1 protein-coding gene (only partly in view) is annotated in these 25393 nt (G+C 70.5%); it reads right to left on the bottom strand.

Annotated elements, in window-relative coordinates:
• On the bottom strand, window positions 1-25393 hold the 5' portion of the coding sequence (locus VGP60_RS31305; RefSeq protein WP_327551751.1) for a type I polyketide synthase. It extends 2612 nt beyond the left edge of the window; 25393 of the gene's 28005 nt are visible here — the first part of the coding sequence; its start codon is at window positions 25391-25393; the stop codon falls past the left edge of the window.

The raw sequence follows: 25393 nt of genomic DNA, 5'->3' as shown, positions 1-25393 counted from the left end.
TGAATCGGGCCGCGATCGCGGTCACCGCGTCGTCGTCACCGGCGATCACCACCGCCTTCGGGCCGTTGACCGCGGCGATCGAAACCCCCTCGGTGAGCAGCGGCGTGACCTCGTCTTCCGTGGCCTGGAGCGACACCATCGCCCCTCCGGTCGGGAGCGCCTGCATCAGACGGCCCCGTGCCGCGACCAGCTTCGATGCGTCAGCCAGCGACAGCACCCCGGCGACATGCGCCGCCGCGAGCTCACCCACCGAATGCCCGGCGACGAAGTCCGGTTCGAGGCCCCACGACTGGACCAAGCGGAACAAAGCGACTTCGACGGCGAACAGCGCGGGCTGGGTGTAACCGGTCTGGTCGAGCAACTCGGCTTCCTCGGTCGCCGGTTCGGCGAACACGAGATCACGCAGCGACCGGTCCAGGTCGGCCTCCAGGTGCGCCAGCACCGCGTCGAAGGCCTCGGCGAACACCGGGAACCGGCGGTACAGCGCCGCTCCCATCCCGGGCAGCTGGGAACCCTGGCCGGAGAACAGAAAGGCGAGCTTCCCGCTGCGCCCGGCGGCCCCCCGCAGCGCGATCGACGACGTGTCGCCGTCCGCGATGGTCGCGAGCCCGCTGAGCAGCTCGTCGAGGTCGTTCGCGACGACGGCGGCGCGGTGTTCGAACGCGGAGCGGGTGGTGGCCAGTGAGAACGCCAGCTCGGTGAGCGAGACATCCGGGCTGGTCCGCAGCCGGGCGAGCAGTCCGCTCGCCTGGGCCCGCAGCGCCGCCGACGTCTTGCCGGACAGCGTCACCGGGACGACCCCGGTCTCGCGCACCGGCTCGGTGTCCTTCACAACGGGTGCCTGCTCCAAGATGATGTGGGAGTTGGTCCCGCTGGCCCCGAACGACGACACCGCGGAGCGGCGCGCACGGCCGGAGTCCGGCCACGGCGTGGCTTCGGTGAGCAGTTCGACCGCACCGGCGGTCCAGTCCACATGCGACGATGGCGCGTCGACGTGGAGTGTCTTCGGCAGCACGCCGTGGCGCATCGCGAGGACCATCTTGATCACTCCTGCGACACCCGAAGCTGCTTGCGTGTGGCCGATGTTGGACTTGACCGAGCCGAGCAGCAGCGGCCGTTCCCGGTTCTGCCCGTAGGTCGCAAGCAGCGCCTGGGCCTCGATCGGGTCGCCCAGCGCGGTGCCGGTGCCGTGCGCCTCGACGGCGTCGATGTCGGTGGTGCCGACCCCGGCGTTCGCCAGCGCCTTGCGGATCACCCGCTGCTGCGAGGGTCCACTCGGGGCGGTGAGGCCGTTCGACGCGCCGTCGGAGTTGATCGCCGAGCCGCGGACCACGGCCAGGATCTGGTGTCCGTTGCGCTGGGCGTCGGAAAGCCGTTCGACGACGAGCATGCCGACGCCTTCCGACCAGCCCGTGCCGTCCGCGCTTTCGGAGAACGCCTTGCAGCGGCCGTCGGCGGAAAGCGCGCCCAGGTCACCGAATTCGATGAAGTTCGTCGGCGTGGACATCACCGTGACGCCACCGGCGATCGCGATCGAGCACTCGCCCGTCCGCAAAGCCTGGGACGCCAAGTGCAGCGCCACCAAGGAAGACGAGCACGCGGTATCGACCGAGACCGTCGGCCCTTCCAGACCGAAGGTGTAGGCCAAGCGACCCGAAAGGAGGCTCGCGGACTGCGCTGTTTGCCACTGGCCGTCCTCGTCGGCGTTGGGGCGGTAGTCGCCACTGCCGCCACCGATGAACACCCCGGCGTCGGTGCCGCGCAGCGCGACCGGGTCGATTCCGGTGCGCTCCAAGGCTTCCCACGCCGCTTCGAGCACGAGCCGCTGCTGCGGGTCCATCACCATGGCTTCACGTGGCGAGATGCCGAAGAAGCCCGGGTCGAAGTCGCCGGCGTCGTAAAGGAAACCGCCGCCGCGGGCGATGGTGCTTCCCTCGCCGTCGCCGGTGAGGGTGTCGAGCGCCCAGTTCCGGTCGGTCGGCAGCACGCCGACGGCGTCGACCTCGCCGGACATCGCGCGCCACAGGTCTTCCGGCGAGCGGATGCCGCCGGGGTACCGGCAGCTCATGCCGACGATGACGATCGGGTCGTCGTCGGTGGCACGGACGTTCGCCACCGGCAGGTCGGTGTCGGCCTGCTCGTCGAGCAGCTCGGACCGCAGGTGGTCGGCGAGCGCGGTGGGCGTCGGGTAGTCGTAGGCCAGTGTCGCGGGCAGTTCGAGGCCGGTCGCGGTGGTGAGCTGGTCTCGCAGGTCGACCGCGGTCAGCGAGTCGAACCCGAGATCCTTGAACGCCACGTCAACCTCGACCGCGTCCACACTGGCGTGTCCCAGCACGGCCGTGACCTTCTCGCGGACCAGGCCGAGCACCTCGGCGACGCGTCCGGCTTCGGACAGGCCGCGCAGCTTCTGGCGGAGCAGGGTTTCGGACTCGACGTCCTTCTTTGGCTCGATCGCAGCCCGTGCTTCGGGCAGCTCGCCGAACAGGACGCTCGGCCGGGTCGCGGTGAAGGCCGGGGCGAACTTGTCCCAGACGACGTCAGCGATGGTTACCGACGACGCTGAGGAGTCGGCGGCATCGGCGACCGCGCGGCCGAGGGCGGACAGCGCTCGGCCGGAGTCGAGGGCCGGGACGCCGTTGAGGCGCAGGTGCCCGGTGAGGCTCTCGGAGACACCGTCGGCCCAGGCGCCCCAAGCGATCGCGAGTGCCGAGGACCCGCGGTCACGACGCTGACGGGCGAGGGCGTCCAGGCGGGCGCCGATAGCGGCTTCGGTGCCGCGTCCGGCGGAGCCCCAGACCCCGGCGAGCGTGCTGAACAGGACGAACGCGTCGAGCGGCCGGTCGCCGAGCAGGGCGTCCAGGTTTTCCGCCCCCGCGACAGCCGAGCCGACGTCGGTGGTCTCGTCGGGCTCGTCGTCGGCGAGAATGACCGAGGTCAGGCCGTCGATCGAGTCCAGTACCACGGCGAGCGCGTCCCGATCGGCCGCGTCGCACTGGACGACGGTGACCGGAATACCGAGTTCGGGCGCGGGACTCTCGTGCTTGGAGGTGAGCACGAGGTGGTCGGCGCCTTCCGTGGCCAGCCAGCGGGCGACTTGAGCGCCGACGACGCCGGTGCCGCCGATGACGAGCACGGTGCCGTCCGGGGTCCACGAGCCGGTCGACTCGGCGGCGCGGATCAAGCGCCGCGCGAAGACACCGGAAGCGCGGACCGCGATCTGGTCCTCGGTGCCGCCCAGTCCGGCGGCGAACCACTCGGCCGAGCGGGCGTCGAGGGTGTCGGGCAGGTCGACCAGACCGCCCCACCGGCGCGGGTTTTCCAGCGCCAGCACGCGGCCGAGTCCCCACACCGCGGCCTGATCGGCGTTGGCGAGGTGTTCCGAACGGCCGACCGCGACAGCGCCACGCGTGGTGACCCACAGCGGAGCTTCGATGCCCGCGTCGGACAGTGCTCGCAGAAGCTCGGTTGGGGAGCTCTGGGTCAGTGCGACGACTCCGGCGAAACCACCGGAACCTTCGTGCGCCTCGATCAACCGTGCGGTGAGGTTCTCACCGAGTTCGACGCGGACGACCTCGCCCAGCGCCTCGACAGCCGTGTCCAGCCACGAATCGGTGGTCTCCGGAACGACGACCAGCCAGCTTCCCTGAACAGCCTTGGGCGAACCGGTGAGCGGCTTCCAGGTGACGCGGTAGCGCCAACCGTCCACAACGGACTGGTCCTGCCGCTTGCGTCGCCAGGTCGACAACGCGGGCACCATCGCGGACAGCGAATCGTCGTCGAGGTCGAGGATCGTGGACAGCGACGACAGGTCCTCACTCTCGACAGCGGCCCAGAACTCGGCGTCGACCGGATCCGCGGAAGCCTTGGCGGTGGCCGAAACCGAGAACTCCGGCCAGTACCGCTCGTGCTGGAAGGCGTAGGTCGGCAGGGTGATCCGGCGGGCGCCGGTCCCGGCGAAGAACGCTTCCCAGGTCACCGGGACGCCGTGCACGTGGAGCGTGCCGAGCGCGGCGGAGATCGTCGTCTCCTCGTCCCGGTTGGCGCGCAGCAACGGCACGACGGCGCCACCGTCGTTGAGGACCTGCCCGGCCATCGCGGACAGCACGCCGTCCGGACCGACCTCGACCATGGTGGACACGCCGGCGCCACGCAGCGCCAGGACACCGTCGGCGAACCGGACGGTCTCCCGGACGTGGCGCACCCAGTATTCCGGCGAGCAGACCTGCTCGGCCGTGGCGAGGGCACCGGTCACAGTGGACACCAGCGGGATCTTCGGCGCCTCGAAGGCAAGTCCTTCGACCACACGGCGGAAACCGTCGAGCATCGGGGCCATCAGCGGCGAGTGGAACGCGTGGCTCACCCGCAGGCGCTTGGTCTTACGGCCGTCGGCGGCGAAGAGCTCGGCGATCGCGGTCACCTCGTCCTCGGCCCCGGCGACGACCACGGCGTCCGGTCCGTTGACCGCGGCGATCGAGATCCGCTCGGTCAGATACGCGGTGACTTCGGCTTCGGTGGCCTGGATCGACACCATCGCGCCCCCGGCGGGCAGCGCCTGCATGAGACGGCCACGGGCGACGACGAGCTTCACGGCATCGGCCAGCGAAAGCACACCGGCGACATGAGCCGCGGTGATCTCACCGATCGAATGTCCGGCGAGGTGATCGGGCTTGACGCCCCACGACTCCAGCAACCGGAACAGCGCGACCTCGATCGCGAACAACGCGGGCTGGGTGTAGCCGGTCTCGTTGAGGAGTTCGGCGTCCGAACCCCAGATGACCTCCCGCAGCGGACGATCTAGCTCGACGTCGATATGCGCGAAGACCTCGTCAAGCGACGCGGCGAACACCGGGAAACGGCTGTAGAGATCACGGCCCATCCCGATCCGCTGCGAACCCTGACCGGAGAACAGGAACGCCGTCTTGCCCGCGGAAGCCGTGCCCCGCGCGGATTCGGCCAGTCCATCCGGACCCGAGAGCAGCACCGCGCGGTGCTGGAACGCGGCCCGGCCGGTGGCCAGCGTGTAGGCGACGTCCACAGTGGACCCATCCGCCGTGAACGCGGTGAGCGTGTCGATCTGCGCCTGCAACGCGTCACGGCTCTTGCCGGACACGACCCAAGGCACGATCGCGGGAGTGGCCTCCACGACGACCGGCTCCACAGCGGGCGCCTGCTCGATGATGACGTGGGCGTTGGTCCCGCTGACGCCGAACGCCGAGATCCCGGCGCGGCGGGCGTGCCCGGTCTCCGGCCACTCCTCGTGCTCGCGCACCAGGGAAACCGCACCGGCTTCCCAGTCCACGTGCGAGGTCGGCGCGTCGATGTGCAGTGTCTTCGGCAGCACGCCGTGGCGCATCGCCATGACCATCTTGACGATCCCGGCGACACCGGCGGCGGCCTGGGTGTGGCCGATGTTGGACTTCACCGCGCCGAGCCGCAGCGGCTCTTCACGGTCCCGGCCGTAGGTGGACAGCAACGCCTGGGCCTCGATCGGGTCACCCAGTGTCGTGCCGGTGCCGTGCGCTTCCACGGCGTCGACGTCGAGCGTGGTCAGTCCGGCGTCGGCGAGCGCACCGCGGATGACGCGCTGCTGGGCCGGGCCGTTGGGCGCGGTGAGGCCGTTGGACGCCCCGTCCTGGTTGATCGCGGTGCCGCGGACGACCCCCCAGACCTCGTGGCCGTTCGCGACGGCGTCGGAAAGCCTTTCCAGGACCAGGATTCCGACCCCTTCGGACCACGACGTGCCGTCGGCGGCGTCGGCGAAGGGCTTGCAGCGGCCGTCGGGTGCGAGGCCGCTCTGGGCGCTGAACTCGACGAACGAGTCCGGGCTGGACATGACCGACACACCACCGGCCAGTGCCAGCGACGCGTCGCCGTCCCGCAGCGCGCGGGTGGCCCAGTGCAGGGCGACCAGCGCGGACGAGCACGCGGTGTCGACGGTGACCGCCGGGCCTTCGAGTCCAAGCGTGTAGGAAAGCCGGCCGGACATCACGCTCGCGGTGTTGCCGGTGGCGACATGGCCTTGGACGTCGGCGGCCGCTTCGCGCAGCATGCTCGTGTAGTCCTGGCCGTTGGTGCCGATGAAGACGCCGGTGTCGCTGCCGCGCAGGGCGGCCGGGTCGATCCCGGCGCGCTCCAACGCTTCCCAGCTGGTTTCGAGCAGGAGCCGCTGCTGCGGGTCCATCGCCAGCGCTTCACGCGGCGAGATGCCGAAGAACCCGGCGTCGAAGTCGGCCACCCCGGTGAGGAAACCGCCCTCGCGGGTGTCGGACGCCCCGGCTGCGAGCGCTTCGAGGTCCCAGCCACGGTCGACGGGGAACGACGTGCTGCCGTCGCGGCCTTCGGCGAGCATGAGCCACAGGTCTTCCGGCGACGAGACGCCTCCGGGGAACCGGCAGCTGATGCCGACGATGACGATCGGGTCGTCGGCCACCGCACGGGTCGCGGCGACGGGGACGACCGGTTCGACGATCGAGCCGAGCAGCTCGGACAGCAGGAACTCGGCGAGTTCGACGGCGGTCGGGTAGTCGTAGATCATCGACGCCGGAAGGCTGAGACCGGTGGCGCCGGAGACGGCGTTGCGCAGCTCGATGGTGGTCAGCGAGTCGAAGCCGAGGTCCTTGAACGCCCGGTCGGCCTCGATGGTGGAGGCATCGGCATGGCCGAGTACCACGGCGATCTGGGCCCGCAGAAGTTCGAGCACCACCGCGCCGCGCTCGGCGGCGGGCAATGCACTGAGACGCTGACGCAGCTCCGATTCGTGCGACGCCAACGCATCGGGCACTACGAGCCGCTTGACCTCGGGAAGATCCGAGACGAACGGGTTCGGCCGCAGCGTGGCGAAAGCCTCCACGAACCGGGGCCACTCGATGTCGACCACGGCGACGGTCGGGTCACCGAGTTCGATCGCCCGCCGCATCGACGAGATCGCGAGTTCCGGTGCCAGCAGGCCGAAGCCACCGCGCTGCATGCGGCTTTCGAGCGAAGGTCCGTCGGTGACCATGCCGCCGTCGGCCCACGGGCCCCAGGCGATCGACGTCGCCGCGAGTCCGACCGAGCGACGGCGTTCGGCCAGTGCGTCCAGCGTGGCGTTGGCCGCCGCGTAGTTGCCCTGCCCGGCCGAGCCGAGCATGCCGGCGGCGGAGGAGAAGAGGACGAACGCCGAGAGATCCGCGTCGCGGGTCAGGTCGTCCAGGGCCTGGGCCGAAGTGACCTTCGAACGCCAGACCGCGGTGAACTTCTCACGCGTGAGCGCGTCGACGACGCTGTCCTCGACGACACCGGCGGTGTGGAACACGGCCGTGATCGGGAACCGCTCGAAGACCCCGGCGAGGGCGTCGCGATCTGCCGCGTCGCAAGCCACGATCGTGACCTCGGCACCCAGCTCAGTGAGTTCCGCCTGCAATTCGTTGGCCCCAGGGGCATCCGGGCCGCGACGGCTGAGCAGCACGACGTGTTCGGCGCCGCCTCCGGCGAGCCAGCGGGCGACATGCGCGCCCAGCCCGCCAGTACCGCCGGTGACGAGCGCGGTGCCCGAGGGCGTGTACGTCCCGGCTTCGTCTCCCCCAGTGGGCCGGTGGGCCAAGCGACGCGCGAAGGCGCCGGAAGCCCGGACGGCCACCTGGTCTTCGCTGCCCGCGAGCACGGCGGCGAGGCGGTGCGCGGTGGGCTGGTCAAGCTCCTCGGGCAGGTCGACGAGACCACCCCAGCGGTCGGGATGTTCGAGCGCGACCACCCGGCCGAGCCCCCACACCCCGGCCTGCACCGGGTTGGTGACCTGCTCGGAACGGCCGATCGAGATGGCGCCACGGGTGACGCACCACAGCGGCGCGGTGATCCCGGCGTCGCCGAGGGCCTGCACCAAAGTCGCGATCGACGTCACGTCGTTGTCCAGCGCGGCAAGGGAAAGTACCCCGGCGAAGGTGCCGAGCGCTCGCAGCTGTTCGGCCAGGGAATTCCGGTCACCGGTCGCTTCGAACCGGACGGTCTCGACGTTTAGCCCGCTAACTGCGACGTCGATCCACTCGGTGTCGGCACCGGGAGTGGTGACGACCAGCCAGGTACCCTTGAGCACCGGGCGCTCGGCGTTGGCGGACAACGGCTTCCAGATGACCCGGTAACGCCAGTCGTCCACTGTGGACTGGTCACGGCGACGACGTCGCCAGGAGGACAGCGCGGGCACCATCGCGGTGATCGTGTCGTCGTCGAGGTCGAGCGTGGACGCCAGCGACGCGAGGTCCTCACGCTCGACGGCGGCCCAGAACTCGGCGTCGACCGGGTCGGTGCTTTCGGCGACCTCGGCCTCGCCGGGCTCGGGCCAGAAACGCTGGTGCTGGAAGGGATAGGTCGGCAGTTCGACCCGGCGGGCGTTCGACCCGGCGAAGAACGCGGTCCAGTCGACCGTGACGCCGTGGACGTGCAGCCGGGCCAGGGTCGTGGTGAGCGCGGAGACCTCGGGACGGTCGCGGCGCAATGCCGGGACGAGCACGGCATCGGAATCTTCGCCGAGAACCTGCTGTGCCATCCCGGAAAGGACGCCGTCGGGGCCGAGTTCGATGAAGGCGGTGACGCCCTCGGCGGCCAGCGCGGCCACCCCGTCGGCGAACCGAACCGTGCCGCGGACATGCGCGGCCCAGTAGTCAGCCGAGCAGACCTGCTCGGCGGTCGCGAGGGTGCCGGTCACGTTGGACACCAGCGGAATCGTCGGCGCGTTGTAGGTGACACCGGCGGCGACGCGGGTGAACTCCTCCAGCATCGCGTCCATGCGGTGCGAGTGGAACGCGTGGCTGACGACGAGCCGCTTGGTCTTGCGACCGTCCGCCTCGAACCGTGCGGCGATGCTCAGGACGCCTTCCTCATCGCCCGAGATGACCAGCGACGCGGGTCCGTTGATCGCGGCGATCGACACACTGCCGATCAGATATGGCGTGACCTCGTCTTCGCCGGCCTGCAAGGAAACCATCGCGCCACCCTCAGGGAGCGCCTGCATGAGGCGTCCACGAGCGGCGACCAGGGCGCAGGCGTCTTCCAGCGAGAAGACCCCGGCCGCGTGGGCGGCGGCCAGCTCACCGATCGAGTGCCCGGTGAGGTAGTCCGGCCGGATGCCCCAGGACTCGGCGAGCCGGAACAGCGCGACTTCCAGCGCGAACAGCGCGGCCTGGGTGTAGCCGGTGGTGTTGAGCAGTTCGGCTTCGGGCGTGCCTTCCTCGGCGAAGATGATCTCGCGCAGTGGCCGCTCCAGCTCGACGTCGAAGCAGGCAAGCGCGGTGTCAAGAGACTCGGCGAAGACACCGAAACGCTCGTACAACTCACGTCCCATGCCCGGCCGCTGGCTGCCCTGGCCGGTGAACAGGAACGCGATCCGGCCGCGGTTCGGGGTGCCCTGGACCAGGCCACTGGCCGGGACCTGGTCGCGCAACGCCGTCAGGCCGCGGACGAGGTCGTCGCGGTCGAGGGCGACCATGGTGGCACGACGTTCGAAGCTGGACCGTCCAGTGGCCAAGGAGAACGCGAGGTCGGCCGGGTGTGTGTCGGGCTGGGTCTCCAGCAGTGACAGCACACGAGTCGCCTGGTCGCGCAACGCCTGGTCAGTGCGCCCGGACAACAGCACCGGCACGACACCGCCGGCCGGCGCGGTGACCGGGACGTCGATCGCGGGGGCTTGTTCGAGCAGCGTGTGGACGTTGGTGCCGCTCAGGCCGAACGACGAAACACCCGCGCGGCGCGGACGGCCGGACTCGGGCCACTCGACCTGCTCGGTGAGCAGCTGGATGGCGCCGGACGACCAGTCCACATGCGACGAGGGTTCGTCGATGTGCAGCGTCTTCGGGACCACGCCGTGGCGCATCGCCATGACGGCCTTGATGACGCTCGCGACCCCCGAAGCCATCTGCGTGTGCCCGATGTTGGTCTTCACCGAACCCAGCAGCAGCGGACGCTCGCGGTCCTGGCCGTAGGTCGCGAGGATCGCTTGCGCCTCAATGGGATCACCGAGCGCGGTGCCGGTGCCGTGTCCTTCGAGGACGTCGATGTCCGAAGGCACCAGTCCCGAGTTGGCCAGCGCCTGGCGGATGACCCGCTGCTGCGACGGGCCGTTCGGGGCGGTGAGGCCGTTGGACGCGCCGTCCTGGTTGATCGCCGAACCCCGCACCACGGCCAAAACCTGGTGTCCATTGCGGATCGCGTCGGACAGGCGCTCGACGAGCACGAGACCGACACCTTCGGCGAGGCTCATGCCGTCGGCCGCTTCGGCGTAGGCCTTGCAGCGGCCGTCGGCGGCCATCGCGCGCTGGCGGCTGAAGCCGACGAACGCGTTGGGCGTCGACATCACGCTGACACCGCCGGCCAGCGCGAACGAGCTTTCGCCGTTGCGCACCGACTGGCACGCGAGATGCAGTGCCACCAGCGAAGACGAGCACGCGGTGTCGAGGGTGACGGCCGGGCCCTCCAGCCCGAACAGGTAGGAAATCCGGCCGGACAGGATGCTCGACAGTGTGCCGGTGATCATGTGGCCTTCGGAGCTCTCCGCGGCACTGGCGCCGGCGGAGCTGTAGTCCTGGTAGCTGGCGCCGATGAAGGTGCCGGTCTGGCTGCCGCGCATGGCGGCCGGGTCGATTCCGGCACGCTCGAAGGCTTCCCACGCGGTTTCCAGCAGGAGCCGCTGCTGCGGGTCCATCGCCAGTGCCTCACGCGGCGAGATCCCGAAGAAGGCCGGGTCGAACTCGGCGACGTCGTGCAGGAACCCGCCCTGGGTCGAGTAGGTCTTGCCGGAGCTGTCCGGGTCGGCGTCGAAGAGGTCGTCGCCGTCCCAGCCGCGGTCCGAGGGGAAGCCGGAGATGACGTCGCCGCCGCGGGTGACCAGGTCCCAAAGGTCTTCCGGGGAGCTCACGCCGCCCGGGTAACGGCAGCTCATGCCGATGATCGCGATCGGGTCGTCGACGTCGGCGCCCGAAGCCGTCGGGGCGATCGTGGTGACCTGGGCCCCCGCGATCTCCGAACGCAGGAACGCGGCGAGCACGATCGGGCTCGGGTAGTCGAACACCATGGTGCTCGGCAGCGTCAGCCCGGTGGCGGTGGCGAGCCGGTTGCGCAGGTCGACCGCGGTGAGCGAGTCGAAACCGACGTCACGGAAGGCGCGTTGCTCCGACAGGGCTTCGCCGGAGTCGTGGCCCAGTACGGTCGCGGCTTCGCTGCGGACCAGGTCGAGCAGCAGGCGGTCCTGTTCGGCCGCGGGGAGCGAGCGCAGCCTGGCGGCGAACTCCCCTTCCCCGACAACGCCCTTGGTCTCCTCGGCGGCTTCGGTGAGCCGGCGCACCTCGGGGACTTCGGCGAACAGGTCCGTGGGCCGGACCGAGGTGTAGACGGGGTGGTACCTCTCCCAGTCGACGTCGGCGATCGCGATGGCCGCGTCGTTTTCGTCCAGCGCACGACGGAGTCCGGCGAGGGCCAGCGCGGGCTCCATGAAGACGAGACCACTGCGGCGGATCTGCTCGGGGTCGACGCGGCCGAGCTCGATGTCGTCGGCCCAGATGCCCCAGGAGACCGAGGTTCCTGGCAGGCCGCGGGAGCGGCGGTTCTCCGCGAGCGCGGCGAGGTAGGCGTTGCCCGCGACGTACGCGGCGTGCAGGCCACTCCCCCACAGGCCGGCGGTGGACGAGTAGAGCACGAACGCGTCGAGCTCTTCGTTGTCCACGAGCTCGTCAAGATGTTGTGCGCCAAGGACCTTGGCCCGGATGACCCGGGCGAACGAGTCCAGGTCGGTGGCGTCGAGCGAGCTGAGTTCGATGATGGCGGCGGTGTGGACCACCGTGCGGACGGTCCGGCCCGCGGACTTCAGGTCGGTCAGCAAGCCCGCGACGGAGTCGCGATCGGCGACGTCACAGGCGGTCATCTCGGCGTCGGCACCGAGTTCGGTCAGTTCGGCGAGCAGCTCGGGTGCGCCGGGAGCGTCGATCCCGCGTCGGCTGGTGAGGACGATGTGCTCCGCGCCCTGGGCGGCGAGCCAGCGTGCGAGGTGCTTCGCGAGTGTCCCGGTGCCGCCGGTGACCAGCGTGGTCCCGCGCGGAGTCCAGGTGCGGTCAGGATCCTGGTCGCCGGCCGGGGCCGGGACCACGCGCCGGGCGAGCACGCCGGACGAGCGGATCGCGAGCTGGTCCTCGCCGGTGGTGCCCGCCAGCAAACTAGCGAGCCGTCCGGCTCCGCGCTGGTCGAGCGTCTCGGGCAGGTCGATGACGCCGCCCCAGCGCTGCGGGTGCTCCAGTGCGGCCGTCCAGCCGAGACCCAACACCTGTGCCTGCACCGGGTTCGGGACCTGGTCGGATCGGCCGGTCGAGACGGCGCCGCGGGTGAGGCTCCACATCGGCGCGTCGAAGCTCGCGTCGCCGAGGGCCTGGATGAGCGCGACGGTCAACGCGAGACCGGTGGTGAGTTCGGGATGCGCGTCGCTCGGCTGCTCGGCGAAGGCCAGCAGCGAGACCACACCGGACACACCAGCGAACTCGGTCAGGCGAGCGGCAAGGGCTTCGCGGTCCAGATCGGACTCGTCCAGCACAAGACGTTCGACCTGAGCGCCGTGGTTTTCCAAAAGCGCGGTGATCTCGGTGTCGTCTTCGGCGGACACGACCAGCCAGGTGCCGGACAGCGTCGCCGATGCCACGCTTTTGACCGGCTTCCAGGTGGCCCGGTAGCGCCAGGAGTCCACAGTGGACCTGTCCTGACGCTTGCGGCGCCACGAGGACAGCGCGGGCAGGACTGTCGCCAGCGAGGCGCCGTCGACATCGAGGCTGGCGCTGAGCGACTCGAAGTCCTGTTCCTCGATGGCGTTCCAGAACTCCGTGTCCGCAGAGTCCACTGTGGACGGGAGGCCCAGCTCGACGGGCACGGCATAGAAGCTCTCATACTGGAAGGCGTAAGTAGGAAGCGCGACACGGCGGGCTCCGTCGAACCGGCCAAGCCACTCGACCCGGACACCGCGTACGAAGACCTCGGCGAGCGAGGTCATGAACCGGGCAGCGGTGCCCTGGTCGCGGCGCAGGGTTCCGGCGACGACGGCCTTGACCCCGGCAGCGTCCGCGGTGTCCTGGACCGCGGTGGTCAGCACCGGATGCGGGCTGGCCTCGATGAACGCACGGTGGCCCTGAGCCACCAATTCGGCGATCGCGGGCTGGAACCCGACGGTCTGCCGCAGGTTGCGGTACCAGTACCCGGCGTCCATCCCGGTGGTGTCAAGCCAATCGCCGGTCACCGTCGAGAAGAACGGAACCTCGGACGCAACAGGACGAACCGCGGACAACACCGACGCCAGCTCTTCTTCGAGCAGCTCGACCTGCGCCGAGTGCGACGCGTAGTCCACCGCGATCCGGCGGACCCGGATCTCCGCAGTCGTGAGTTCGTCGAACAGCGTGTCGAGCAACTCGGGCTCGCCGGACACTACGACCGAGTTCGGGCCGTTGACCGCGGCGACGGAGATTCCCGCACCACGCCCGGACAACCGCTCCTCGACGTCGGCGACCGCCAGCGCGATCGACATCATGCCGCCGAGACCGGCCAGCGTGCGGCCGATCGCCTGGCTGCGCAACGCCACCACGCGGGCACCGTCGGAAAGGGACAGTGCGCCCGAGACGACAGCGGCGGCGATCTCACCCTGCGAGTGACCGACCACGGCATCCGGTTGGACACCCTGCGAACGCCACAGCGCCGCGAGCGACACCATCATCGCCCAGGACGCGGGCTGCACGACGTCGACACGGTCCAACGAAGGCGCGCCCTCGGTCTGACGCAGGACGTCGAACAGGGACCAGTCGACGAACGGCGACAACGCGGCCGCGCACTCGGCGAGCCGCTCCGCGAAGACGGGCGACTCGTCGACGAGACGGGCCCCCATGCCGACCCACTGCGAACCCTGGCCGGGGAAGACGAAGACCGTGCGGCCGTCGACATCGGCGGTCCCGGTGACCACGCCGGCCGAGGAGCCGTTGCGGCCCAAGGAATCCAACCCGGACAGCAAGTCGATACGATCGGTGCCGAGGACCACGGCCCGGTGCTCGAACAGCGTCCGTGTGGTGAGGAGCGAGTAGCCGACATCGGCGGGCCGTTCAGCGTCCACAACGGACAGAAGCGCGGTGGCCTGGCCACGCAGCGCGGCCGGGGACTTACCCGACAGCACCAGCGGCACGATCCCGGCCGGGACCTCAGGCACGACAACGGGTGCAACTTCGGGGACGTACTCGAGGATCGTGTGCGCGTTGGTCCCGCTGATCCCGAACGACGAGATCCCCGCGCGGCGCGGACGGCCGGTCTCGGGCCAGGCCATCGCGTCGTTCAGCAGGGAGACCGTGCCGGAGGACCAGTCGATATGCGGTGACGGCGTCTCGGAGTTGAGCGTGCTCGGCAGCACGCCGTGGTGCATCGCCATGACCATCTTGATGACACTCGCGACCCCCGCGGCCGACTGCGTGTGCCCGATGTTCGTCTTGATCGAGCCCAGCAGCAACGGACTCTCCGGGTCGCGGTCACGGCCGTAGGTCGCCTGAAGTGCTTGTGCCTCAATGGGGTCACCGAGCGCGGTGCCGGTGCCGTGCCCATCGACGGCGTCGATGTCGGCCGCCGTCAGGCCGGAGTTGGCCAGCGCCTGCCGGATGACCCGTTGCTGCGAGGGGCCGTTGGGCGCGGTCATGCCGTTGGACGCGCCGTCCTGGTTGATCGCCGATCCCCGCACCACCGCGAGCACCGGGTGCCCGTTGCGGCGGGCGTCGGAAAGTCGCTCCACCAGCACGAGTCCGACGCCTTCGGCGAGGATCATGCCGTCCGCGCCGTCGCCGAAGGCCTTGGTGCGGCCGTCGGCGGCCAGCGCGCGCTGGCGGCTGAAGGCGACGAACGGGCCGGGGTTGGCCATGATGTGCGCGCCACCGGCGAGGGCGAGCGAGCTCTCCCCGCTGCGCAGCGACTGGCACGCCAGGTGCAGCGCGACCAGCGAGGACGAGCAGGCGGTGTCGACGGTGACCGCGGGGCCGTTGAGCCCGAACAGGTAGGCCACACGACCGGACAGCACGCTGGGGCTGGTCCCGGTGACCATCATGCCTTCAGAGCCACCGAGATCCGCGCCGGCGCCGTAATCCTGGTAGCTGGCGCCGATGAACGTGCCGGTCTGGCTGCCGTGGACGGTCTCGGGATCGATGCCGGAGCGCTCGAACACCTCCCACGCGGTTTCCAGCAGGAGCCGCTGCTGCGGGTCCATCGCCAGCGCTTCACGTGGTGAGATACCGAAGAAGCCGGGGTCGAACTCGGCTGCGTCGAGCAGGAAGCCGCCCTTGGTGGTGTACGTGCCGCCGGGCCGGTCCGGGTCGGGGTCATAGAGGCCTTCGCCGTCCCAGCCACGATCGGGCGGGAAGTCCGTGACGGCGTCGGCGCCCTGGGACACGAGGTCCCAGAGCTGTTCGGGCGAGCGGACACCGCCGGGAAAGCGGCAGCTCATGCCGATGATGACGATCGGGTCGTCGTCGACGAGCGTGCCGGTGCTCGACGGGACGAGGTCGCCCGTGCTGCCGAGTGCTTCGGTGAGCAGGAATCCCGCCAGCGCGGCCGGGTTCGGGTAGTCGAAGGCCAAGGTGGTCGGCAGGTTCAGGCCGGTCGCCTTGGCCAGGCGCTTGCGCAGTTCCACCGCGGTCATCGAGTCGAACCCGACGTCGCGGAACGACTGGCGTTCGGTGACGGCCTCGGCCGACGCGTGCCCGAGCACGACCGCGGCTTCCGCGCGGACGAGGTCGAGCAGCAGCCGGCGCTGGTCGGGTTCGCTCATGCCCTGCAGGCGCGTGGCGAACTCGGAGTCGGTGCCGTCCTGCGCCGCGTCGAGGGTGGCGCGGGCTTCGGGCAGGTCACCGAGCAGCGGGCTGGGCCGCAGCGAGGTGAAGATCGGGAAGTACCGCTCCCAGTCGACGTCGGCGACCGTCACGGTGACGTCCTGCTGGGCGACCGCGCGCTGGAGTTCGGTGATGGCCGGTTCGGCGTTCAGGAAGGAAAGGCCGCGACGGACGAGGTCGTCGGAGACGGCGTCGTCGGTGGCCATCCCCGCTTCGGCCCACGGGCCCCAGGCGATCGACGTCGCGGCGAGGCCCCGCGTGCGCCGCTGTCCGGCGAGCGCGTCGAGGTACGCATTTCCTGCGCCATAAGCACTTTGGCCGCCACTGCCCCAGACCCCGGCAATCGAGGCGAACAGCACGAAGAAGTCGAGTTCGGTGTCGCCGAGCAGCGCGTCGAGGTTGACCGCGCCGGACACCTTCGCCGACATGATCGCGGCGAACGTGTCCACATCGGTCTCGTCGAGCGAAGACGCCTGGCCGACACCGGCCGTGTGCACCACACCGGTGAGCGGGTGCTCCGCCGGGACGCTGTCGAGCACGGCCGCCAGCGCGTCACGGTCGGCGACGTCGCAGGAGACGATGTCGACGCGGGCGCCGAGGGATTCCAGCTCGGTGCGCAGTTCGGCCGCGCCCGGCGCGCCGGAGCCGCGGCGGCTGGTCAGGATGAGGTTTTCCGCGCCGCTGCGGGCGAGCCAGCGGGCGACTTCGGCGCCGAGCGCGCCGGTTCCGCCGGTCACCAGGACGCTGCCGGTGACGGCGAACTCGCCGGGCAGGTCGTCGACGGAGTAGCGGGCGAGCCTGCGGCCGGACGCTCCGGCGGACCGGACCGCGACCTGGTCTTCGCCGTCGAGCCCGGCGAGGACGTTGACCAGGGTCCGGGCGGCGGGTTCGTCGATGGTGGCGGGCAGGTCGATCAGGCCGCCCCAGCGCTGCGGGTACTCCAGCGCCGCGACGCGGCCGAGGCCCCACACTGCCGCCTGGGCGGGGCTGGTGATCGGGTCCCAGTGGCCGGTCGAGACCGCGCCGGAGGTCAGTGTCCACAGTGGAGCGTCAAGCTCGGCGTCGCCGAGTGCCTGGATCAGCGTGATGGTCAACGCCAAGCCGATCGACAGCGCGGCGTTGTCCCGCTCGTCCGAGGCGAGCAGCGAGACGACACCGGTGACGTCGGTTTCCGTGAGCCGTGATGCGAGAACAGCGCGGTCGGTGCAGGACTCGTCGAGCGTCACGCGGTGCACGCTCGCGCCACGACTCGCAAGGGCGGCGAAGACTTCGGCGCCGTCGATCGCGTCGGTGGTCACCAGGAGCCAGGTGCCGCTCAGCGACGGCGTCACCGGCATGCGCAGCGGCTTCCACTCGACGCGGTAACGCCACGAGTCGAGCAGCGAACGCTCGTGCCGGCCCTGGCGCCACGACGTCAGCGCGGGAAGCAGTGAGCCGAGTGAGGAGAACTGGTCCTCGCGAAGGCCGAGCAACGCGGCGAGCTGGTCGGCGTCACCGCGCTCGACAGCGGCCCACAACCGCTCGTCGGCCGGGTCGGCCGCGGTGGGCAGCGGGACGATCTCGGGCCAGTAGAACTCGTGCTGGAAGGCGTAGGTCGGCAGGTCGACGCGGTGCGCACCGGCGCCCGCGAAGAACCCGGGCCAGCCGACGGTCACGCCTCGCACGTGGAGCCGGGCCAGCGCGCTGGTGATCGCGAGTTCCTCGGGCCGGTCGGTGCGCAGGACCGGGACGGCCTCCACGTCGTGTTCGGCCAGGATGTCTTCGGTCATCGCCGACAGGACGCCGTCGGGGCCGAGTTCGAGGAAGGTGGTCAGGCCCGAGTCGCACAGGGTCCTGACGCCATCGGCGAACCGCACTGTCCCGCGCACGTGCTCGACCCAGTACTCCGCCGAGCAGACCTGTTCGGCGGTGGCGAACCCGCCGGTCAGGTTGGACACCAGCGGAATGACCGGGTCCGCATAGGACAGACCTTCGGCCACCGCGCGGAACTCGCCGAGCATGGCGTCCATGTGCGGCGAGTGGAACGCGTGGCTCACCTTGAGGCGTTTGGTCTTGCGGCCCAGCTCGGAGAAGTGAGCGGCGATGGCGGTCACCGCGTCTTCGTCACCGGCGATCACCACCGACGCCGGTCCGTTGACCGCCGCGACGGATACGCCGTCGGTCAGCAGCGGAACGACCTCGTCTTCGTTGGCCTGCAACGAAACCATCGCTGAGTTGTCGGACGGCAGTGCCTGCATGAGCTTCGCGCGGGCGGCGACCAGCGTGCAGGCGTCGGCCAGCGTCAGGACTCCGGCGACATGCGCCGCGGCCAGTTCACCGATCGAGTGTCCGGCGACGGCGGCGGGCTTGACTCCCCAGGATTCCACGAGCCGGAAGAGCGCGACTTCGAGGGCGAACAGCGCGGGCTGGGTCCAGCCGGTCTCGTTCAGCAGCTCAGCCTCGGGCGTGCCTTCCTCGGCGAACAGGACCTCACGCAACGGTCGGTCGAGCTCGGCGTCGAGCAGGGAGGTGACCTCGTCGAGCGCGGCGGCGAACACCGGGAACCGCTCGGCGAGCTCGCGTCCCATGCCCGGGCGCTGGCTGCCCTGTCCGGCGAAGACCATCGCGGGCTTCATCCCGCCGCCGGTCTCGCCTTCGACCAGGCCGAGTGCGGGAGTGTCGGAGGCGAGCGCGCCCAACGCGGTCAGCAGTTCGGCGCGGTCCGTGGCGACCACGGCGGCGCGACGGTCGAAAGCGGACCGGGTGGTGGCCAGCGAGAACGCCACATCGGTGACGTCGAGCTCGGGCCGTGATTCCACAAAGGACTTGAGGGTGGCGGCCTGGGCGCGCAGCGCGTCGCGGGTCTTACCAGACACCAGCCACGACACCACGCGGTCAACGCGGTCAACGCGCGTTTCTACCACGGACTGGATCACCATCGGGGCCGGGGCGGGCGCCTGCTCGATGATCGTGTGGGCGTTGGTGCCGCTGATACCGAACGACGAGATCCCGGCGCGACGCGGACGGTCGGTGGCCGGCCACTCGGTTTCCTCGGACAACAGCTCGACCGCTCCGGCCGTCCAGTCCACTTCGGACGAAGGCAGGGCAGCGTGCAAGGTCCTCGGAAGGACGCCGTGGCGCATCGCCATGACCATCTTGATGACCCCGGCGACCCCGGCCGCGGCCTGGGTGTGGCCGATGTTGGACTTCACCGAGCCCAGCAGCAGCGGCCGGTCTTCATCACGGTCACGGCCATAGGTGGCGAGCAGCGCCTGCGCTTCGATCGGATCACCGAGCTTGGTACCGGTACCGTGCGCCTCGACCACATCGATGTCCGAAGTGGACAGACCGGCGCTGGCCAAGGCCTGGCGGATCACGCGTTGCTGCGACGGGCCATTCGGCGCGGTCAGACCGTTGGAAGCACCGTCCTGGTTGACCGCGGAGCCGCGGACGACCGCGAGCACCTCGTGGCCATTCCGGCGCGCGTCGGAGAGCCGTTCCAGTACGAGGACACCGACGCCCTCGGACCAGCCGACGCCGTCCGCGGTGTCCGAAAAGGACTTGCAGCGGCCGTCAGGGGAAAGTCCCCGCTGGCGGGCGAATTCGATCAGGGACGCGGGTGTCGACATGATCGTCACACCACCGGCGAGCGCGAGGGAGCACTCCCCCGCCCGCAATGCCTGCATCGCCCAGTGCATCGCGACGAGCGAAGACGAGCACGCGGTGTCGATGGTGACCGCGGGGCCTTCGAGTCCGAGCGTGTACGAAACGCGGCCCGAAGCAACGCTCGGAGACGTCCCGCTGCCCTGGAAACCTTCGAAGTCACCGCCCGCGAGGACTGCGCCGTAGTCGTTGTACATCACCCCGGCGAACACACCGGTCTGGCTGCCACGCAACGAAACCGGGTCGATCCCGGCGCGCTCGACGGCTTCCCACGACGCCTCCAGCAGCAGGCGCTGCTGGGAGTCAGTGGACGTCGCTTCCCGAGGGCTCATGCCGAAAAAAGCGGGGTCGAACTCGCCGGCGTCGTGAAGGAAACCGCCGGAGCGGGTGTACGTCGTGCCCAGGTGGTCCGGATCGGCGTGGTAGAGCCCGTCGAGGTCCCAGCCGCGGTTGACGGGGAAGCCGGAAACGGCGTCGACGCCTTCGCTGACGAGCCGCCACAGGTCTTCCGGCGAGCCCACGCCACCGGGATAACGGCAGCTCATGCCGACGATGACGATGGGGTCGCCACCGGTCGAGGCGCGCGAGAGACCCCCGGCCGGGGTACTGGGCGCGGCTTCGGACTCCATCAGCTCGCCGAGCACGTGCGCCGCGAGCGCGGTCGAGGTGGGGTAGTCGAAGATGACCGTGGCCGAGGTGCGCAGCCCGGTGACGCGGCTGAGGCGGTTGCGCAACTCGACGGCGGTCAGGGAGTCGAACCCGAGGTCGGTGAACGCGCGGGCGGGGTCGATGGACTCCGCTCCGGCGTGCCCGAGCGTCGCGGCGACCTCGGCGCGCACCAGGTCCAGCACGGTGTCCGCGCGGTCGGCTTCGTCGAGCCGGAGCAGTCGCTGCACCAGGCCGGAAGCCGTGCTCGTCCCCGCGATCACCGAGCGGCGGGCGGAGGTCTTGATCAGTCCGCGCAGCAGGTGCGGAACGTCGCCGAGCGCGCGTAGCACGGGCAGATCGAGCCGGACCGGGAGGACGAGCGCGTCCGGGAGCGTCAGCGCGGCGTCGAACAACGCGACACCCTGCTCGATGGTGACCGGCGGAGTGCCCGCGCGGGCAAGGCGCTGCAAATCTGCTTCAGTGAGCGTGCTCGTCATCCCGCCCACCCGTCGCCCACCACCACCCTCAACGGAGTCGCTCCGCGACGCTCCATCTATTCCAGCCCACGGACCCCACGCGAGCGACAGCCCCGGCAGGCCCTCCACGCGGCGCTGGCGAGCGAGAGCGTCGAGGAATGCGTTGGCGGCGGCGTAGTTCGCCTGTCCCGCGGCGCCGAACGTTCCGGCGACCGAGGAGAAGACGACGAACGCGGAGAGCGGGAGTTCGCGGGTGAGTTCGTGCAGGTTCCAGACCGCGTCGACCTTCGGCGTCAGGACGGCATCGAGGCGTTCGGGCGTAAGGGAATCGATGACCCCGTCATCGAGCACCCCGGCCGTGTGGACGACTCCGGTCAGCGGATGCTCGGCCGGGATGGCCGCCAGCGCCGCGGCGAGCGCAGCACGGTCGGCGACATCGCAAGCGGCGATCGTGAGTTCCGCGCCTTGGTCGGCTAGCTCGGCGACGAGCTCGGTGGCGCCTTCGGCCGTGGCACCGCGGCGGCTGAGCACCAGCAGGCGCCGCACGCCATGTTCGGTCACCAGGTGCCGGGCGAAGACGCCGCCCAGCCCGCTGACACCACCGGTGATCAGCACGGTCCCGGCGGCGTCCCACGGGGATTCGGCGTTGACTGGGGAGACGCGGGCAAGGCGTGCCTGCAGCAGGGCGCCATCACGGATGATCAGCTGCGGCTCGGCCACGGCGAGCGCGGGGACGAGTTCGGCGGTGGACGCCGTCCGCGGGTCGAGGTCGAGCAGGCCGAACCGGTCGGGGTGCTCGTTCTGAGCCGCTCTGATCAGGCCCCAGACCGTCGCCGCCGCCAGGTCGCCGCTTTCGGCGCCGCGGGTGACGAACACCAGCCGGGACTCGGCACTTCTCTCGTCGGCGAGCCACGATTGAACCAGCGCCAGTGCGTCGGCGGCCAGCGTGTGCGCCTCGGCCGCGACGTCGGTTCCGCTGCCGCTGAACGGAACCAGCACGATCTCGGGGACAGTACCCTCGGGCCAAACCGAACCGGGGTGCGCCTCGGCCACGACACCGGACGCGCGAACTGCGTCGGCAAGGCCGAAGACATCGTCACCGAGCACGCCGACCGACGCCGTCACGGCGACGCGGGTCGTGCGGACCTTCTTCCAGTCGAGCGTGAACAGCGAATCCCGCTCGACCGTGGTGGACCCGCCGTCTTCGGCGGCCGCGCGCAGCACGAGCGAGTCGATCGAGGCGACCGGCTCCCCCGCCGCGTCGGCGACCGAGATGGAGATCGCGTCGTCGGCGATCTTGGTGATCTTGATCCGGGCGGCGGGCGCACCGGTGGCGTAGAGCGAGACACCTTCCCACGAGAACGGGAGGCCACTCTCGCCCAAGTCAGCGAAAACCGAGGCGTGCAAAGCGGAATCGAGCAGGGCGGGGTGGATGCCGAACGCGTCGGCGTCCGCGCCCTCGGGCAGTTCCAGCTCGGCGAAAACGTCGTCGCCGCGCTGCCAGGCCGCGGTGAGACCGCGGAACATCGGGCCGTACTCGAACCCGGCGTCGGCGAGCCGGTCGTAGTGACCGTCGAGGTCGAGCGCTTCGGCACCAGTAGGCGGCCATTGCGCGAAGTCCACATCGGACACCGCCAGACCGTCCCCGATCGAGAGCACCCCGGCCGCGTGCTGGATCCACGGCTGCTCGTCGTCGGTATCCGCGACGTCGGGCCGCGAGTAGAGCGTCAGCGAACGGCGGCCGGGCTCGTCGGGCGTGCCGACCCACACCTGGACCTGCACGCCGCCTTGGGCGGGCAGGGCGAGTGGGGAGGCGAGCGTGAGCTCTTCGACACGGTCGCAGCCGACCTCGTCGCCGGCGCGGATCGCCAGCTCGAGGAAAGCCGTGCCGGGCAACAGAACCGTGCCGCGCACGGCGTGGTCGGCGAGCCACGGGTGGGACTGCAGAGAAAGGCGTCCGGTCAGCAGGAAGCCGTCGGAGTCGGCCAGCGCGACGGCCGCGGTGAGCAGCGGGTGGTGCGCCGCGCCCAAGCCCGCCGCACGCAGGTCGGCGGCCTCGGTGAACATCGCCTTCGGCCAGTACCGGCGGCGCTGGAAAGTGTAGGTCGGCAGGTCCACGCGACGCGCGCCGGTTCCGGCGAAGAAGGCGTCCCACCGGACGCGGATTCCGTGGACGTGCAGACTTCCGGCCGCGGCGGCGATCGCCTCGCCCTCCGGCCGGTTCGCCCGCAGCGCCGGGAACGCGACGGCGTCTTCGAGCGAGGTCTGCGCCATGGCGGACAGCACGCCGTCCGGGCCGAGCTCCAAGAACACCCCGGCACCGTGCTCGCGCAGCCAGCCGACGCCGTCGGCGAACCGGACGGCGTGGCGGACGTGGTCGGCCCAGTAGTCCGGCGAGGTCGCTTGCTCGACGGTCATCGGCTCGCCGGTCAGGGTGGACACGATCGGGATCAGCGGAGCCTGCGGGGTGAGTCCCGCGACCACCGCGCGGAACTCGTCGAGCATCGGCTCGATATGCGGCGAGTGGAAAGCGTGCGACACGCGGAGCTTCTTGGTCTTGCGCTCCAGCGCGGCGAAGTGTTCCGCGATCTCGTCGACGACGTCGGTGTCCCCGGCCACGACGACCGAAGACGGGCCGTTGACCGCGGCGATCGAGACCTGGTTTTCCTTGCCCTGTACCAAAGGCAGGACTTCGGCTTCGGTCGCCTGCAGCGACACCATCGAGCCGGTGGCGGGCAGCGCCTGCATCAACCGGCCACGGGCGGCGACCAGCTTGGCGGCGTCTTCGAGCGAGAACACCCCGGAGACGTGGGCGGCGGCGATCTCGCCGATCGAGTGCCCGGTGAGGAAGTCGGGCTTGACGCCCCAGGCTTCCATGAGCCGGAACAGCGCGACCTCGATCGCGAACAGCGCGGGCTGGGCGTACTCGGTCCGCTCCAGCGTTTCGGCCTGCTCGCCCCACATGACGTCCTTGAGCGGACGTTCGAGGTGGACGTCGACGGCCGCGGCGACCACGTCCAGCGCGGCGGCGAACCCGGGGAACCGGGCGTGCAGTTCCCGGCCCATGCCGAGGCGCTGCGATCCCTGTCCGGTGAAGAGAAACGCGAGTTTCGGCTTGCCCCGAACGGTTCCCTGGACCAGGCCCGGCGCGGACCCATCCCCGGCGAGCGCAGCCAACCCGGCGACGGCGGCGTCACGATCGGCGGCGGTCAGGACAGCGCGGTGCTCGAAGCCCGCACGCGAAGTGGCGAGCGAGAACGCGAGGTCGGCGAGTCCGAGATCGGGGTTTTCGGCCACAAAGGACAACAGGGTCGCGGCCTGCGCCCGCAACGCCTCGGCCGTCTTGCCGGAGACCGGCAGCGGGACGACACCGGGGTCGACACGCACAGCGTCTTCTTCGGGCTCGAAAGCGGGCGCCTGCTCGATGAGAGTGTGCGCGTTGGTCCCGCTGATACCGAAGGACGAGATCCCGGCCCGGCGCGGACGGCCGGTCTCGGGCCACGGGACCTGCTCGGTCAGCAGCTCGACCGCGCCCGCGGTCCAGTCCACATGGGACGACGGCGTGCCGACATTGAGGGTGCTGGGAAGCACGCCGTGCCGCATGGCCATCACCATCTTGATGACGCCCGCGACCCCGGCGGCGGCCTGGGTGTGGCTGAGGTTCGACTTGACCGAGCCCAGGAGCAACGGCTGGTCGGCCTCACGGTCGCGGCCGTAGGTCGCCAGCAATGCCTGCGCTTCGACCGGATCGCCCAGTGTCGTGCCGGTGCCGTGCGCCTCGACGACGTCGACCTCTCGGGCCGAGAGCCGGGCGTTGATCAGGGCCTGCTGGATGACCCGCTGCTGGGACGGGCCGTTGGGCGCGGTGAGCCCGTTCGACGCGCCGTCCTGGTTGACCGCGGAACCGCGGACGACGGCGAGCACCTCGTGGCCGTTGCGGCGCGCGTCGGAAAGCTTTTCCAGGACAAGGACTCCGACGCCCTCGGACCAGCCGGTGCCGTCGGCGTCGTCCGAAAAGGACCGGCAGTGACCGTCGACGGCGAGGCCGCCCTGACGGTTCATCTCGATGAAGGTCGCCGGGCTGGACATCACGGTGACCCCACCGGCCAGCGCCAGCGAACACTCGCCGGCGCGCAGTGACTGGGCGGCGAGGTGCATGGCGACGAGCGAGGACGAGCACGCGGTGTCGACAGTGACCGCGGGGCCGACGATGCCGAAGGTGTAGGACAACCGGCCGGACATGACACTGGTCGTGCTGCCGGTCAGCTGGAACCCTTCGACGCCTTCACCGGCGCCGACCCGGTAGTCCTGGGCCATCGCGCCGACGAACACGCCGGTCCGGGTGCCGCGCACCACGGCGGGATCGATCCCGGCACGTTCGAAGGCCTCCCAGGCGGTTTCGAGCAGCACGCGCTGCTGCGGGTCCATCGCCAGCGCCTCGCGCGGGGAGATCCCGAAGAAGTCGGCGTCGAATTCGGTGGCACCATGGAGAAAACCCCCGGCGTCGTTCGCCAAGGGTCCGCCCGAAGTTTCGAGCTCCTCGAAGTTCCACCCGCGGTCGGCGGGAAAGCCGGAGATTCCGTCCGCGCCGGCGGTGACCATGCGCCAAAGGTCTTCCGGGCTGGCGATGTTGCCGGGGAAGCGGCAGCTCATGCCGACAATGGCGATCGGCTCGGTCGCGGCTTCCTCGAGCTCGTTGACCCGCTGGCGGGACCGTTGGAGATCGGCACTGGCCCGCTTGAGGTAGTCCCTGAGCTTCTGTTCGTTGTCCAT

Origin of the sequence: Amycolatopsis sp., from assembly GCF_036008905.1 — a bacterium.
Classification (GTDB): Bacteria; Actinomycetota; Actinomycetes; order Mycobacteriales; family Pseudonocardiaceae; genus Amycolatopsis.
Note: the sequence above shows the minus strand (reverse complement) of the source record. Positions and strands in the feature narration are given on the sequence as shown.